Genomic DNA, 13,853 nt, shown 5'->3' on the forward strand with positions numbered 1-13,853 from the left:
ATTTCCAGCCAGTCCGGAAATGTCGCCGCCGGCATGGCCGCAACTCTCCTCCTAGGGGGAGGGGCCCAGTTGCTGGCGTGTTGAGGTTCACTGTGTCCCCCGGTCATTGGCCAATCTCGAGGAGATCAGCGATCTGTTCCCGGCCGGCGAACTCTTCAATGGTGAGGGTCAGTGGCAGCACGCTCGGGAAGTCCTGAATGGCCGGGCTTCCCTCACCGATGGTCACGACCTGTAGCGGTGCTGCTGCACTTCACGCCAAAGCACCTTCCTTCCGATCCTTCAGCATCAGCACCGTGAGCGGCAGGAAGTAGAGCGCGGCGACCCCAGTGCCCACCAGCACCGGACCGCTGGCTCCCAGCGCGGACTCCAGTGCGAAGCCGGCCATCCAGGAACCCACTGCCGTGCCCAGATTGAATGCCGATGTGCTGAGCGCCGAGGCCAGGGTTGGCGCATGCCCGGCGTATCCAACTGCCTTGCCGATCAGTATCGGGTTGGTTGCCATGCCGAAGAGGCCCAGCAGGAAGATCAGGACCACTGTCGTCACGGCGTAGTGGGAGAACGGAAAGAGGGCACCGAGAACCAGGAATGTCATGCCTGCTGAGATGAACAGGGCCGGGTACGGGTGGTGTGCCCCGAAGTGGCCACCCAGAGTGGATCCGATGAACGCCCCGACGCCGTACGCCATCAGCACCAGCGGAACCGCGGCTGCGGCAAGCCCAGTGTTCTCGGTGAGCAGCGGAGAGATGAAGGTGTAGGCGGCCAAGGAAGATCCGCACACCATCGCGCAGCCCGCCAGGACAAGCCAAACCCTCGAGTCCCGCATACTCGCCAGCTCAGCACGCACCGACGGGGTGGGTCCGGAAACAAGATCCGAGGCAACCAACCGGTACACGGCAACTGCACCCACCAGGGCCAGGCAAGCGAGTATCCAGAACGGTCCCCGCCAGCCAATCACCTGACCGGCAAACGCCCCAAGGGGAACACCCACCACGTTGGCAAGCATCCCGCCGCCCAACACCACCCCTAGCGCCCGCGAGGCTGCCGCAGCGCCTGCCGCTTTGGCACCCACGACGGCGGCTACCGCCCAGAAAGCGCCTGTCGCCAACGCCGTCAGGAAACGTGCGCCAAGAATGAGCGTGAAATCGGAGGTGAGCGCCACGATGACGTGACCAACAGAGAACACCACCAGCGCGAGGCTCAGCGTCAGCCGGCGTGGCAGCTTGAGGGTCAGGATGGACATCGTGGGAGTGCCCACGATCATGCCGACAGCAAACACCGTGATCATGAGTCCCGCACTTGCCACGGAGGTGCCTAGGTCACTGGCGATCTCCGGCAGTATCCCCGCAACAATGAACTCGGTGGTTCCCATCAGGAACACTCCGGCTGCCAGGACGTAGGTCACCAACGGCAGACGCCGGGTCTTGGCGGTGGGAAAGGTTGTGGTCATGGATCCAGAACATCAGGTTCACAGCGGGGGAGGGAGTCCCGCTTGAGGGAGGTCCTCCGAGGGACTCCCTTGCTGCGCAAAGGCTATGGGGCTCCCCTGTGAACGCTGACCTTATTTTGTCGGTGCCTGCTGCCAGAGTTAGGACATGGAGCAAAGTGGGGAGAGGCGGGCGGGCACCGGGGTGGCGCGCGGGCGCGCTCCCGTCGTTGTGGATTCCGTTCGGCCCGGCACTGCGCCCGCCAGCACTGTTAGCAGCGACCTGATCGAACAGTTGCGGGTCCTGGAGGAGATGAAGTCTGCGATCTCCGCTTTGCAGGCGCGGGTTGCTGTGGCGTTTGATCTGGCTCAACGTCAGGAGCAGGCCGAGGCAGGGGTCCCTTCCTCGGAGCGCGGCCAGGGCGTGGGAGCGCAGGTTGCGTTGGCCCGGCGCGAGTCACCAAACCGTGGGTCCCGCCTCCTGGGCTTGGCGAAAGCCCTTGTCACGGAGATGCCCCGCACCTTGGCGGCCCTGAAATCGGGGCACTTGAATGAATGGCGTGCCACGCTTCTTGTTAAGGAAACGGCCTGCCTGTCTGTCGAGGACCGTTGTGCTGTGGACCAGGAGCTCGCCCCCGACACCGGGACCTTTGACGGCAAGGGCGACAAAGCGATCACTGCTGCCGCAAAAGCTGCCGCATATCGGCGGGATCCGCGGTCGGTAGTCGGGCGGGCCAGCCGTGCTGCCGCCGAACGGACTGTCAGCCTGCGCCCTGCCCCGGACACCATGACGTACCTGACGGCCTTGCTTCCGGTTGCCCAGGGAGTAGCGGTCTACGCCGCGCTGACTCGAGCGGCTGATTCGGCCCGTTCCACTGGGGATGCTCGAAGTCGGGGCCAGCTCATGGCCGACACCTTGACCGAACGCATTACGGGCACCCCGGGCGGGATTTCGGGGATCAACCTGGATCTCGTTATGACCGACCGCACCTTGTTCCAGGGTGACAGCGAACCAGCCCGGCTCAAGGGCTACGGAATCGTCCCCGCCGAATGGGGAAGGGAACTGCTCGCGTCAGGGCAAACCACCCAAGATCACGCGGCGGCGCTGAGCGCAGAGTTCACCGTATGGCTTCGTCGGCTCTACACCGCGCCAGCTACCGGGGAGCTCTTGGCCACCGATTCCAAGGCCCGGCTCTTCGCGGGTGGGCTCCGGCGCTTCATCGAAACCCGTGACGATAGTTGCCGGACTCCGTATTGCGATGCGCCCATCCGGCATATTGACCATGTGGTTCCTTGGCGTTCTGGAGGGAGAACCAGCCTGGCGAATGGTGCAGGCCTGTGCGAAGCCTGTAACCACACCAAGGAAAGCCCCGGCTGGAGCACCAAAGCCATGCCCGGTGACGTGCACACCTTGGAAATCAGCACGCCCACTGGGCATACCTACCAATCGAAAGCCCCGCCCATGCCCGGGCACCGACCCTCCAGAACATAGAAAGGCAGAGGCGTTACTCCTCGGTGAAGTCCCCGGCATCCCTGCGGAAGGTGCCCAGCACGCGAATGAGGTGATCGACGTCGTCGTGCCCGAAGCCTGACTTGCCGAAAACCTCCGCGTTGAGTGCCGCCGTCGCCTTCTTGGCGAGGGTGCGGCCCTCGGCGGTGAGCTCAATCAGGGTGGTGCGTCCGTCGGTTGGATGCGGGGAACGCGCTACCAGGGCGGCTTTTTCCAAGCGGTCGACGGCGTTGGTCACCGAGGTGGGATGTACCTGCAGGAGCGCGCTGGCCTTGTTCATAGGCAGCGCGCCGCTGCGGGCGAAACTCAGCAGCGCCAGCAGCTCGTAGCGTGCAAAGGTCAGCCCGAACGGTTTGAGGACCGTTTCGATGCGGGCCAGCAGGATCTGCTGCGTCCGCATGATCGCGGTGATGGCGGCCATGGGCGCGGCGACGTCGCCCCAGCCATGCCGCTCCCAGTTGCGCTGGGCGTCGGCGATGGGATCGCGGGGGAGTGGCGTGCCCATGGGCCTCCTTCGGTTGCTTGGTTGGCCTGATCTTCCGGGTGGCTAGTCTTTCAGATTCGGGAACTCTTCCTCGGTGTACTCCACGCCCAAACCGGAGGGCAGCGGCCCCGCACCATGCCGGGCGACTTCCGAGCCGCGCAGTTCCACACGACGGATCTTGCCGGAGATCGTCTTGGGAAGCTCGCCGAATTCCAGCCGCCGGATGCGTTTGAACGGTGCCAGATGCTCGCGGCAATACTTCAGAATGTCCTCCGCGACTGCCGGTCCGGCTTCGTAGCCGGCAGCCAGAACCACAAACGCCTTCGGAACCGACAGCTTCACAGCGTCAGGTGAAGGCACGACGGCGGCCTCCGCCACTGCGGGATGTTCGATCAGGACGCTTTCAAGTTCGAACGGGGACAAGCGGTAGTCGGAGGACTTGAAAACGTCGTCGTCCCGGCCGACGTAGGTGATCACGCCGTCGGCGTCCCGGCTCGCCATATCGCCCGTGTGATAGTAGCCGTCGCGGAAGGCATCGGCCGTTTTATCTTCGTCGCCGAAGTAGCTCTTCATCAATCCCACGGGCCGGGGGTCCAAGCGCAAGCAGAGCTCGCCGTCGTTGGCTTCCGTCCCGGTGTTCGGATCCACCAGGACGACGTCGTACCCCGGGAGCGGGCGGCCCATGGAGCCGATCTTCACCGGCTGGGCCGGAGTGTTGGCGATCTGGACCGTGGATTCGGTTTGGCCGAAGCCGTCGCGGATGGTGACTCCCCAAGCTTTCTCCACTTGCCCGATAACTTCGGCATTCAGAGGCTCCCCAGCCGAGACCACTTTGCGTGGCGGGCTGGTGAGCTGCGTAAGATCGGCCTGGATGAGCATGCGCCACACCGTGGGAGGCGCGCAGAAACTGGTGACGCCTTCGCGGCCCATTTGCTCCATGAGGGCGGCGGCGTCAAAGCGCTGGTAGTTGTAAATGAAGACCGTGGCCTCAGCGATCCACGGCGTGAAGACGTTGGACCAGGCGTGTTTGGCCCAGCCGGGGGAGGCGACATTCAGGTGGACGTCGCCCGGTTCCAGGCCGATCCAGTACATGGTGGACAAGTGGCCCACGGGGTAGGACGTGTGGGTATGCTCCACGAGCTTCGCCCGTGACGTGGTGCCGGAGGTGAAGTAGAGCAGCAGTGTCTCGTCCGCTTTAGTGGGGGCATCGGGCGTAAAGTCCGTGCCGGCGTCGTACGCATCTGCGTACTGTTTGGCGTCCGCGTCGATTCTCTCCGAACCGACCTCGATCAGGGCGTATTCACCCTCGACGTCGGCGAACTTGCCGATGTTGGCACTTCCGACGGCCACCCAGGCCGCACCGCCACGTTCAACGCGGTCCTGGAGATCACGGGCGCCCATGAGGGTGGTGGTGGGGATCATGACGATGCCGAGTTTGATGCCGGCGAGCATGAGTTCCCACAGTTCAACCTGGTTGCCGAGCATGATGATCATGTGGTCTCCACGCTGGACGCCCTGGCTCCGCAGCCAGTTGGCTACCTGGGATGAGCGTTCCGCGAGGTCCTTGTAGCTGCGGCGGGTGGAGCTCCCGTCCTGTTCCACGATGACCAAGGCGGGCTTGCTGCCCCGGGCCGGGTCCGCCGCGATCTGGTCGAACCAGTCCAAAGCGAAGTTGAACTCCTCAAACCGCGGCCACTCGAATTCGGCGTGCGCCAGCTTGTAGTCCTCACGCAGTTCCAGCAGCCGGTCGCGGGCCGCACGGAAGTCCTCTGTGACTGTCATAGTCCGCCTTTCGCCTTCGGGCTTCCCTGGCACCTTTGCCGGACATCCCGCCTAGTGATCCACATCACCTTGCAATATACTAGGACATCCAAGGGTTTGGAAGAGCCTGTGCGGGACATGACGAAGGGGTCTAATGCTCGACGACAAAGCTACCGGCACCGTTACCAGCGGTGCGGCACCAGAACGCGTCCTCCCTCCTTATCCGGAGGCGGACTTGATGCACGTAGTGGACCTGCTCCCGGCCGGGGAGCGCTTGCGGTACTTGGAGATCAGGGAGTTCCTGCAAACGCGGATCCGGGCGGCCAGCCTCGAGTACTGGAACCGGGAGGAGTTCCCGTTCGGGCTGCTGGCTGACATGGCCAAGTTCGGGCTCGGTGGACTCCAGACAGACGGCTCCACCAAGCTCTTCAAGGGCCTCATGTACACCGAGGTGGCCCGGGCGGATGTTTCACTCTCGGCGCTGGTGGGCATCCACAATGAACTCATCGTGGGCATGATCGACGAGCTTGGATCCCCTGAGCAGAAGCGCAGGTGGCTGCCTGGGTTGGAAGCTTTCACCCAGCTTGGCGCCTTCGCCCTCACCGAACCGGATCACGGCTCGGACATCGCCGGAGGACTTTCGACGACGGCGCGGCGCGACGGCGGCGAATGGGTCATCAGCGGTGCCAAACGCTGGATCGGGGCAGGGACGATTGCCGACTTCGCATTGGTGTGGGCACGGGATGAATCCGACGGCCACATCAAGGGCTTCATTGTGGAGACGGACCGCCCCGGTTACTCGGCCACCAAGATCTCCAACAAGATCGGCCTGCGCATCATGCAGAATGCGGACATCGTGTTGGACGAGGTGCGTATTCCGTTGGAGAACCTCCTGCCGGGGGCCACTGAGTTTTCCCGAGCCAATGACCTGTTGCGCGATTCCCGGGCCTGGGTGGGGTGGCAGGCTGCGGGGATTCAGTTGGCAGCCTTTGATATTGCCCGTTCTTACGCTTTGGAACGCAAGCAGTTCGGCAAAGAGCTGGCTCGCTTCCAGCTGGTCCAGCAGCAGCTTGCCGACATTCTGGGCAACGCCAACGCGTCGTTGTCCATGATGGTCGAGCTCGCCCGGATCCAGCAGGCCGGGAAACTCCAGATGGTGCAGGCGGCCATGTGCAAAGCCACCACTACCCGGCTGGCGCGTTCCTCAGTTGCGATGGGCCGTTCCCTGCTGGGCGGGAACGGAATCACCACGGACTATGAGATGGCCAAGCTCTTTGGCGACGCCGAAATCCTGTACACCTACGAGGGCAGTTACGAGATCAACTCCATGATCGTGGCCCGCGCGGTGACAGGGAAATCGGCGTTCGTCTAAGTAGCGGGCTAGGAGTTCTGGGTTACCACTTGGGGAGAGTCCTCGGGAGTGACCAGGGCGGCGTGCTCGGCCAGGACCCCGGTCTTGTGCCTGATGCGGAGACGGTAGAGCAGCGTCCCGCCGATGATGACCGTGCCAACAAAGATCACGCCTCCCCATTGCAGGTACCACTCGAACGGCGGCACCGAGTTGTAAATCTCCGGCCGCGGCCACACGAGGTTCAGCGTCATGGCGCCGCCCCACAGCACGGCCAGGATGTTCACAGGCAGCCCCCATTTGCCGAGGCTGAATCCCGGTTCTGATCCGTCGTCCTTCAGGGGCCACTTCTTCAAGAACCGGCGCCGCAGCATGGGCACGGTCACCAGCAGGTAGGACAGGTAGATCAGCACGATGCTGATGCTGGACAGAATAGTGAAGATGGCCGGCTGGGAGATGTTGACGATCAGCGGGATGACGGCAACTATGCCGATGACGATGGCAGCAACGGTGGGCGTTTTCCGGGTGGGGTGCACTTTGCTGAGCTGACGGCTGAAGGGAAGGTTGTTGTCCCTGGCCATGGCGAACATCATCCGGATGGCTGCTGCATGGACGGCGAGGGTGCAGACCACTACGGCTACCACGATGCAGGCCAGGAAGGCCTTGCCGAACGGGCCGCCGAGTACTGAAAGCACGATGTACTGCAGTCCGCCGTCAGCCGCCCCCAGCTTGGGATCGGAGAGATCGGGCGCGGCCAGGATTCCGCCGAGGAGGAGTAGGCCTCCCAAAAGGAAGGAAGCCGTGACGGCGCGAAGGATCGCCCTGGGAGCAGTCTTCTTGGGGTCTTTGGTTTCTTCGCCCAAGGAGCTGGCGGTGTCAAAGCCGTACATGACGTACCCCGAAGCCATGGCAGCAATGAGGAACACTCCGAAGAAGCCCAAGGGATGTTCTTCACCGAATCCGGCGGTATCAAGGAGGACTTCCGGCCCCCGCACGGAGTGCCAGAGAAGCGCCGCAATGAGCAGGACGGCCGCAACCAGTTCCACGAACACGCCCACGCTGTTGATCATGGTCATGAGTTTCACGCCGAACGCGTTGATCAGCGTGGAAATACCGATCATGATGCTGGCCAGGATGACCCCGTTGACGGCGAAGTCGTAAGGCCCTGTTCCGTCGCCGACCAGCTGGAAGCCGCTCCAGATTTGCGGGAGGGTGATTTGGAGGGCCAAGGCAACGGAACCCAGAGCCATGATGGAGGAGAGCAGCAGCAACCAGCCCGCCAGCCAGGCCCACGTTCCAGTCGAGAGCCTCTTGGCCCAGTTGTACACCGACCCGGCCACCGGATAACGCCCGGCCAATTCCGCGAAACACAAAGCGACCATTAGTTGGCCTACGAAGACGATGGGCCACGACCAGGCATAGGCGGGTCCCGCCGTCGAAAATCCGAAGTAAAACAGTTGAAAAACGCCGGTGAGAATGGAGATATAGCTGACGCCGGCGGCGAAGCTGGCGAACTTACCGATGCTGCGGTCCAGGGTTTGGGCATAGCCAAACTCGTCCATGCCGCTTGCATCGCTCTTGCAGGGTCCTAATTTGCTGGGTTCTGACATGCGAACTCCTAGTTCAGACGTGCACGAATGGTGATAACCTGCGGCCGCCATTGGTCGCAGTCGAAATCAAAGGCCGGGCACCACGCTGTGCCTCCGGCTGTTTCCCCCATTGTTTGTTGCGTGGGTCTAAAAACAGGGTGCCTGTTCAGGCGACAGACAAGCTGAAGCCGGCTTCCGCCGTCGTGGATTCCTCCGTTCGGCTGTTGATGAGATCGGCCTTGACGAAATCGGCGCAGCGCTCGCCGATCATCATCACGGTGATATTCGGGTTGACGGTGACGTGTTCCGGCATGACGGAGGCATCGGCCACACGCAATCCGGTCACCCCCTTGACCCGCAGTTCGGGATCCAAGGGCGACATTTCGTCGTTCACTGGTCCCATGCGGACGGTGCCGACCGGGTGGTACACGGTGTTGTGCGTTTTGCGGATGTAATCCTGCAACTCTTCGTCGCTCTGCGCTTCGATGCCAGGGGAGAGCTCCCGACCGGTCCATTCAGCCATGGCCGGCTGCGCCGCGATTTCCCGGGCCTTGCGGATGCCGGCCACCATGACGCGCATGTCGTGGCCGTCGGGATCGGTGAAGTAGCGGGGGTCCACCATGGGCTTGTCCCGGAAGTCCCGGCTGCGCAGCCGAACCGTGCCGCGGGAACGCGCGTGGGTAACGTTCGGAGTCAGGCTGAAGCCGTTCTCCGTGGTGGGGTAGCCGTAGCGCAGGGTGTTCATGTCGAAGGGGACGGAACCGTAGTGCATCATCAGGTCCGGGCGGTCCAAGCCCTCTTCGGTGGGAGTGAAGATGCCGATTTCCCACCATTGGGTGGAGGTCTGCACCATGGGCTGCTTGGCTTCGAACTGCACCACACCTTCCGGGTGGTCCTGCAGGTGCTCGCCGACGCCTGGGGAATCCACCAGGACCTCGATGCCATGCGCGGCCAAGTGTTCGGCCGGGCCGATGCCCGAAAGCATAAGAAGCTTGGGCGAGTCGATGGCACCGGTGGACAGGATGACCTCGCGATGTGCGTCCAGCCTGTGCGTGCGGCCGAAGGCCGAATCCACGACGTCGACGCCGGTGCAGCGCTTGTCCGCGTCGAACACCAGTTGGCGGGCCCGCAAGCCGGTCAGCAGCGTGAAGTTCTCGCGATCCACAATGGGGTGGATGTAGGACACCGAGCTGGAGGAACGCGTCCCGTCCGAGCGGCGGTTGATCTGGAAGAAGTTGGCGCCGTTGATCACGGTGGTGCCGTCATTGAACTTTGCCCGGGGGATTCCGGTCTGCTCACAGGCATTAAGAAGCGCGACGCCGGCAGGATCGTGTGGGGGAACGTTCATCAAGTGCACCGGGCCGTCGTGTCCGTGGTGTGGAGCTTCCGGACCTGCGTCCTCGTTGCTTTCCAAGCGCTTGTACAAAGGCCACGCGGCAGCAGCATTCCAGCCGGTGGCGCCGTACTTTGACTCCCATTCGTCCAGGTCTTCGCGGGGAGCCCAGAACGCGATGCAGGAGTTGTGGCTGGAGCAGCCGCCCATGACCTTGGCTCGGGCATGGCGCATGAAGGAGTTGCCGTTTTCCTGCGGCTCAACAGGGTAGTCCCAGTCGTAGCCGGATTCCAGCAGCTCCATCCAACGATCCAGCTGCAGGATCTCCGGCAGGTTGCGGTCATCCGGGCCCGCTTCCACCAAGGCCACGGTGACGGAAGGGTCCTCGCTCAACCGGGCGGCGACGGCAGCTCCGGCAGATCCTCCGCCAATGACGACGTAATCGAACCCGCGCTCGCTGAGGTTCTCAATGGTGTCAACGTGCATCTATTTCTCCTTGCCGTGGTCTGCGAACCAGCCGGTCACCTGGGGGCTGGTGTTCTGGTAGATGTGCTTGGCTTCCTGGTACTCACCCAGACCGGTGGGGCCGAGTTCGCGTCCGACGCCGGACTGGCCGAAGCCGCCCCACTCGGCCTGTGGAAGGTAGGGGTGGTAGTCGTTGATCCAGATCGTGCCGTGCCGCAAGCGGCCCGCTACCCGCTGGGCCTTGCCGGCATCCTGGGTCCAGACGGCACCCGCCAGCCCGTAGATGGTGTCGTTGGCGGTGGCCACGGCTTCGTCCTCGGTGCGGAAGGTTTCCACTGTTACTACCGGGCCAAAGGCTTCGTCGATGACTACCGACATTCCCCTGGTGACGCGGTCCAGGACGGTGGGCTGGTAGTAGAAGCCGGCGTCGAACTTTTCGCCCTGGGGGGCCGCGCCGCCGCACCGCAGCCGCGCGCCTTCGGCTACACCACGCTGGACGTAGGCGTCCACTTTCTCCCGGTGTGCCGCTGAAATCAGCGGTCCGGTTTCGGCAGATTCATCGAACGGGCCGCCGAGGCGGATGTCCTTGGCCTTGCGGACCAGTTCGTCGACGAAACGCTCGGCAATGGATTCCTCCACCACCAGCCGCGCCCCGGCGGAGCAGACCTGGCCTGAGTGCACAAAGGCACCGTTCAGCGCATTGTCGACGGCGGCCTCGAAGTCAGCGTCAGCGAAGACGACGTTGGGGTTCTTTCCGCCGAGTTCCAGCGCGACCTTCTTTACCGTGCCGGCGGCGGCCGCGGCAATGCGCTTGCCGGTTTCCAGGCCGCCGGTGAAGGAAACCAGGTCAATGTCCGGGTGCTCCGACAGCGGTGCGCCCACTTTTACTCCGGGGCCGGTCACCAGGTTGGCGACGCCGTCGGGTAGGCCCAGGTCCTGCAGTAACTGCATGGCCAGGATTGCGGTGGAGGGGGTCAGTTCGGCAGGCTTCAGGACGAAAGTGCAACCGGCGGCGAGTGCGGGGGCGATCTTCCACGCAGCCTGCAGCAGCGGGTAATTCCACGGCGTGATCAAACCGCAGACTCCGACGGGTTCGTAGACGATTTTGCTGACGACGGCGGGGTCCCCGGCGTCGACCACCCGGCCCGCCGACTGCCCGGCGAGGCGTCCGAAATATTCGAAGCAGGCGGCGATGTCATCGATGTCGATGCGGCTTTCGATGATCCGTTTGCCGGTGTCCAGCGATTCGGCGCGGGCAAACTTCTCGCGGCGTTCGCGCAGTTCCGCGGCAACCTTGAGCAGGAACGCGCCGCGCTCAGGAGCGGGGACGTTCGCCCAAACTCCGGAATCGAACGCCTTGCGGGCTGCGGAAATGGCGCGCTCGGCGTCTTCACGGTCGGCTTCGGACACCGTGGCGACCAGTTCGCCGTCGGCCGGGTTGTGGATCTCGCGCACCGCGCCGGACGCTGCCGGCTCCCACCGGCCGTTGATGAAAAGGGTGGAGGCGGAATCGGAAAATGTGGCTTGGGTCATACGAAGCAGGCTAGTGCATCTTGAACATCTGTTCAAGGAAAATTATGAACAGATGTTCAAAGTGCCCCTGTGTGTCAGGAGGCTGCTGGCACCCATCCCTGATCCCGGCCGCTACGAACCACTGACATGAAAAAGCTCGGACTCCGGACCAAAGGCCCCGAAACCATGGCAGCGCTGGCAGGCGTGGTGTCGGCCGCCGTCGTGCTCGCCGTCGCCGAGCTGATCGGCGCCTTCTTCACTGCCAGGGCAACCCCGGTGTTTGCGCTGGGATCGACGTTCATCGACTTCACGCCGTCGTGGATGAAGGACTTTGCGATCGCCACGTTCGGCACTAATGACAAGGCCGCACTGTTCGTGGGCATGGGCCTGACCATCGTCCTGCTGGCCTGCGTCCTGGGTGTAGTGGCCTACCGGAAGTGGGCCTTGGGCGTCCTGGGTGTGCTGTTCATGGGCGTGGTAATTGTTGCCAGCGTCCTGACTCGAGCCGGGGTTGGACCCGCCGACGCCATCCCTTCCGTCCTGGGAACCATCTCCGGGCTGATCGTCCTGCGCCGACTCATTGTGCCGTTGTGGGGGTTGAAAGCATGGCCGGAAGCGCCTGCCGACATAGCCGCCGACGTCGATACCCAAGGAGGCGGAACCGGCACGAGCCGCCGTCGCTTCTTTGCTGCGGCCGGGATCACCGCCGTCGCCGCCGGCATCGCGGCGACCGGTGGGCGGCTCCTGGGTGCCGCTCGCAACAATGTCGCCCAGGCCCGGGATGCACTCCGGCTGCCTGCGCCAATCAAGGCCGCGCCTCCTGTGCCGGCGGGTGTCCAGTCCCCGGTTCCGGGAGTCTTACCCTGGCTGACACCGAACAACGACTTCTACCGGATTGATACGGCGCTGAGCGTCCCGGAGATCAACGTCAATGATTGGTCACTGCGGGTGCACGGAATGGTTGAGGAAGAGGTCACCCTCACCTTCCAGGACCTGCTCGACGCCGATCTGATCGAATCGCACGTCACCCTCACCTGTGTGTCCAACCCGGTGGGTGGAAAGCTTGCCGGAAACGCCAAGTGGCTGGGCCTACCCATCCGCGAAGTTTTGAAAAGGGCAAAGCCGAAGGACGGCGCGGACATGGTGCTCTCACGCTCCATCGACGGCTTCAGCGCTTCCACTCCTCTGGAGGTCCTCCAGGATGACCGCGATGCCATGCTGGCGATTGGCATGAACGGTGAGCCGCTTCCGGTGGAGCACGGATACCCCGTGCGCATGGTGGTTCCGGGACTGTACGGATTCGTCTCGGCCACCAAGTGGGTAGTGGAGTTGGAGGTCACCCGTTTCGCGGACAGCAAGGCCTACTGGACGGAGCGCGGCTGGTCGGAACGTGGCCCCATCAAAACCATGGCAAGAGTGGACGTACCCACGTCCTTTGCGAAATTGAAAGCAGGGAAGGTAGCTGTGGGCGGCACCGCTTGGGCCCAGACCCGGGGAATCACCAAGGTGGAAGTCCAGATTGACGACGGCGATTGGGTGGAAGCAACCCTCTCCGACGAAGCCTCCACCATCACGTGGCGCCAATGGTCCTACGAATGGGATGCCACACCCGGCATGCACTACGTCAAGGCCCGGGCTACCGACGCCACCGGTGAAACCCAGACCGAAAAGCGCGCCGACCCTGTGCCTGACGGAGCTTCGGGCTGGCCGTCGGTGATGGTGACGGTGGAGTAAGGGTTCACGTTGGCGCACGCCTACCGTGACCAGCCGTGCCCTTTGAGCTGCCTATGTTTTGTTGCCGGTGAGGGCGAGACTTCCGCCGAGGCCGATCATCATGACGCCGCCGCCGGCGCTCATACGGGCGAGGCGCTTTGGGTTCCGGGCGAACCAGGTGCGCGCGGTGCCTGCGGCCATGGCCCATATGGTGTCGCTGGCAAGGGCGATCGTGAAAAAGATCATTCCGAGGGCCGCCATTTGGAGGGGGATGGCGCCGTGGGCGTAGTCGACGAATTGGGGCAGGACTGCGACAAAGAAGACGATGGTCTTGGGGTTGGTCACGCCGACCGTGAATCCTTCGCGTAGGAGCCGGAAAGAGGACGGCGAAGTCCTGGCTGTGGAGGAGGTGTCGGTGTGGTCGTTGCGGTGACGAAAGGCCTGGATGCCGAGATAGACCAGGTAGGCAGCACCGATGAACTTGATGGCTGTGAAGACAATTATCGATTCAGCGACGATGGAACCCACACCGAGGGACACGAGGGCGACGGCGGGGAGCATGCCAAGGGCATTGCCGACCACACTTAGGACGCCGCTCTTTCGTCCGAGGGCGAGCGAGCGTCCGATCACGAAGAGCACGCTTGGACCCGGGACGACGATGAGCGCGAACGCCGCAAGGGCGAAGGCCCAGACGCTGGCTGCGGGTAGCATGTTG

11 protein-coding genes are annotated in these 13,853 nt (G+C 63.5%); 3 read left to right on the forward strand and 8 right to left on the reverse strand.

What is annotated here, in order from left to right; all coding sequences use genetic code 11:
* Window positions 1-103 precede the first annotated feature (103 nt).
* Both ABQM86_RS03205 and ABQM86_RS03210 read right to left on the reverse strand, forming a co-directional pair.
* Complete coding sequence (locus tag ABQM86_RS03205) at window positions 104-226, reverse strand: cyclophilin-like fold protein (RefSeq protein WP_369745908.1); 123 nt, start codon at window positions 224-226, stop codon at window positions 104-106.
* Window positions 227-250: 24 nt separating this feature from the next.
* Window positions 251-1,447, reverse strand: a complete 1,197-nt coding sequence (locus ABQM86_RS03210; RefSeq protein WP_369745909.1) for an MFS transporter — start codon at window positions 1,445-1,447, stop codon at window positions 251-253.
* A 145-nt stretch (window positions 1,448-1,592) separates the two neighbouring features.
* Here ABQM86_RS03210 and ABQM86_RS03215 point away from each other — a divergent pair, with 145 nt between their 5' ends.
* Window positions 1,593-2,915, forward strand: coding sequence for a DUF222 domain-containing protein (locus ABQM86_RS03215; RefSeq protein ID WP_369745910.1), 1,323 nt, complete (start codon window positions 1,593-1,595; stop codon window positions 2,913-2,915).
* A gap of 13 nt (window positions 2,916-2,928) precedes the next feature.
* Here the strand turns inward: ABQM86_RS03215 and ABQM86_RS03220 are convergent, their stop codons facing one another.
* A complete protein-coding gene (locus ABQM86_RS03220; protein WP_207596070.1) occupies window positions 2,929-3,438 on the reverse strand; it encodes a MarR family winged helix-turn-helix transcriptional regulator in 510 nt (169 codons plus the stop codon).
* 42 nt (window positions 3,439-3,480) lie between these two features.
* Window positions 3,481-5,199: an AMP-binding protein gene (locus tag ABQM86_RS03225; RefSeq protein ID WP_369745911.1), complete on the reverse strand. Its 1,719-nt coding sequence runs from the start codon at window positions 5,197-5,199 to the stop codon at window positions 3,481-3,483.
* Between the two features lie 133 nt (window positions 5,200-5,332).
* On the opposite strand from ABQM86_RS03225, the gene ABQM86_RS03230 reads away from it, so the two are divergent.
* Complete coding sequence (locus ABQM86_RS03230) at window positions 5,333-6,550, forward strand: acyl-CoA dehydrogenase family protein (protein ID WP_369745912.1); 1,218 nt, start codon at window positions 5,333-5,335, stop codon at window positions 6,548-6,550.
* Between the two features lie 8 nt (window positions 6,551-6,558).
* On the opposite strand, the gene ABQM86_RS03235 is transcribed toward ABQM86_RS03230, so the two are convergent.
* The 3 genes from ABQM86_RS03235 to ABQM86_RS03245 form a co-directional block, all read right to left on the reverse strand.
* Entirely contained in the window at window positions 6,559-8,136 is a 1,578-nt protein-coding gene (locus tag ABQM86_RS03235) for an APC family permease (RefSeq protein ID WP_207596073.1), read from the reverse strand.
* A gap of 145 nt (window positions 8,137-8,281) precedes the next feature.
* Complete coding sequence (locus ABQM86_RS03240) at window positions 8,282-9,934, reverse strand: GMC family oxidoreductase (RefSeq protein ID WP_369745913.1); 1,653 nt, start codon at window positions 9,932-9,934, stop codon at window positions 8,282-8,284.
* Window positions 9,935-11,446 carry an aldehyde dehydrogenase family protein gene (locus tag ABQM86_RS03245; protein ID WP_207596075.1) on the reverse strand — a complete coding sequence of 504 codons (1,512 nt, stop codon included), beginning with the start codon at window positions 11,444-11,446 and terminating at the stop codon, window positions 9,935-9,937. It abuts the gene before it with no gap.
* Window positions 11,447-11,572: 126 nt separating this feature from the next.
* Here ABQM86_RS03245 and ABQM86_RS03250 point away from each other — a divergent pair, with 126 nt between their 5' ends.
* A complete protein-coding gene (locus ABQM86_RS03250) occupies window positions 11,573-13,159 on the forward strand; it encodes a molybdopterin-dependent oxidoreductase (RefSeq protein WP_369745914.1) in 1,587 nt (528 codons plus the stop codon).
* Between the two features lie 51 nt (window positions 13,160-13,210).
* Here the strand turns inward: ABQM86_RS03250 and ABQM86_RS03255 are convergent, their stop codons facing one another.
* Window positions 13,211-13,849 (reverse strand): LysE family translocator, encoded by a 639-nt coding sequence (locus ABQM86_RS03255; RefSeq protein ID WP_207596076.1) that lies wholly within the window; start codon window positions 13,847-13,849, stop codon window positions 13,211-13,213.
* Window positions 13,850-13,853: the final 4 nt, after the last annotated feature.

Source organism: Paenarthrobacter sp. AMU7, from assembly GCF_041200195.1.
GTDB lineage: Bacteria > Actinomycetota > Actinomycetes > Actinomycetales > Micrococcaceae > Arthrobacter.

Excerpts from the sequence above, each read along its gene's own strand:
- ABQM86_RS03210 (WP_369745909.1), bottom strand. The coding sequence starts at position 1,447 with ATGACCACAACCTTTCCCACCGCCAAGACCCGGCGTCTGCCGTTGGTG.
- ABQM86_RS03225 (WP_369745911.1), bottom strand. The coding sequence starts at position 5,199 with ATGACAGTCACAGAGGACTTCCGTGCGGCCCGCGACCGGCTGCTGGAA.
- ABQM86_RS03240 (WP_369745913.1), bottom strand. The coding sequence starts at position 9,934 with ATGCACGTTGACACCATTGAGAACCTCAGCGAGCGCGGGTTCGATTAC.
- ABQM86_RS03255 (WP_207596076.1), bottom strand. The coding sequence starts at position 13,849 with ATGCTACCCGCAGCCAGCGTCTGGGCCTTCGCCCTTGCGGCGTTCGCG.
- ABQM86_RS03235 (WP_207596073.1), bottom strand. The coding sequence starts at position 8,136 with ATGTCAGAACCCAGCAAATTAGGACCCTGCAAGAGCGATGCAAGCGGC.
- ABQM86_RS03230 (WP_369745912.1), top strand. The coding sequence starts at position 5,333 with ATGCTCGACGACAAAGCTACCGGCACCGTTACCAGCGGTGCGGCACCA.
- ABQM86_RS03220 (WP_207596070.1), bottom strand. The coding sequence starts at position 3,438 with ATGGGCACGCCACTCCCCCGCGATCCCATCGCCGACGCCCAGCGCAAC.
- ABQM86_RS03250 (WP_369745914.1), top strand. The coding sequence starts at position 11,573 with ATGAAAAAGCTCGGACTCCGGACCAAAGGCCCCGAAACCATGGCAGCG.
- ABQM86_RS03245 (WP_207596075.1), bottom strand. The coding sequence starts at position 11,446 with ATGACCCAAGCCACATTTTCCGATTCCGCCTCCACCCTTTTCATCAAC.
- ABQM86_RS03215 (WP_369745910.1), top strand. The coding sequence starts at position 1,593 with ATGGAGCAAAGTGGGGAGAGGCGGGCGGGCACCGGGGTGGCGCGCGGG.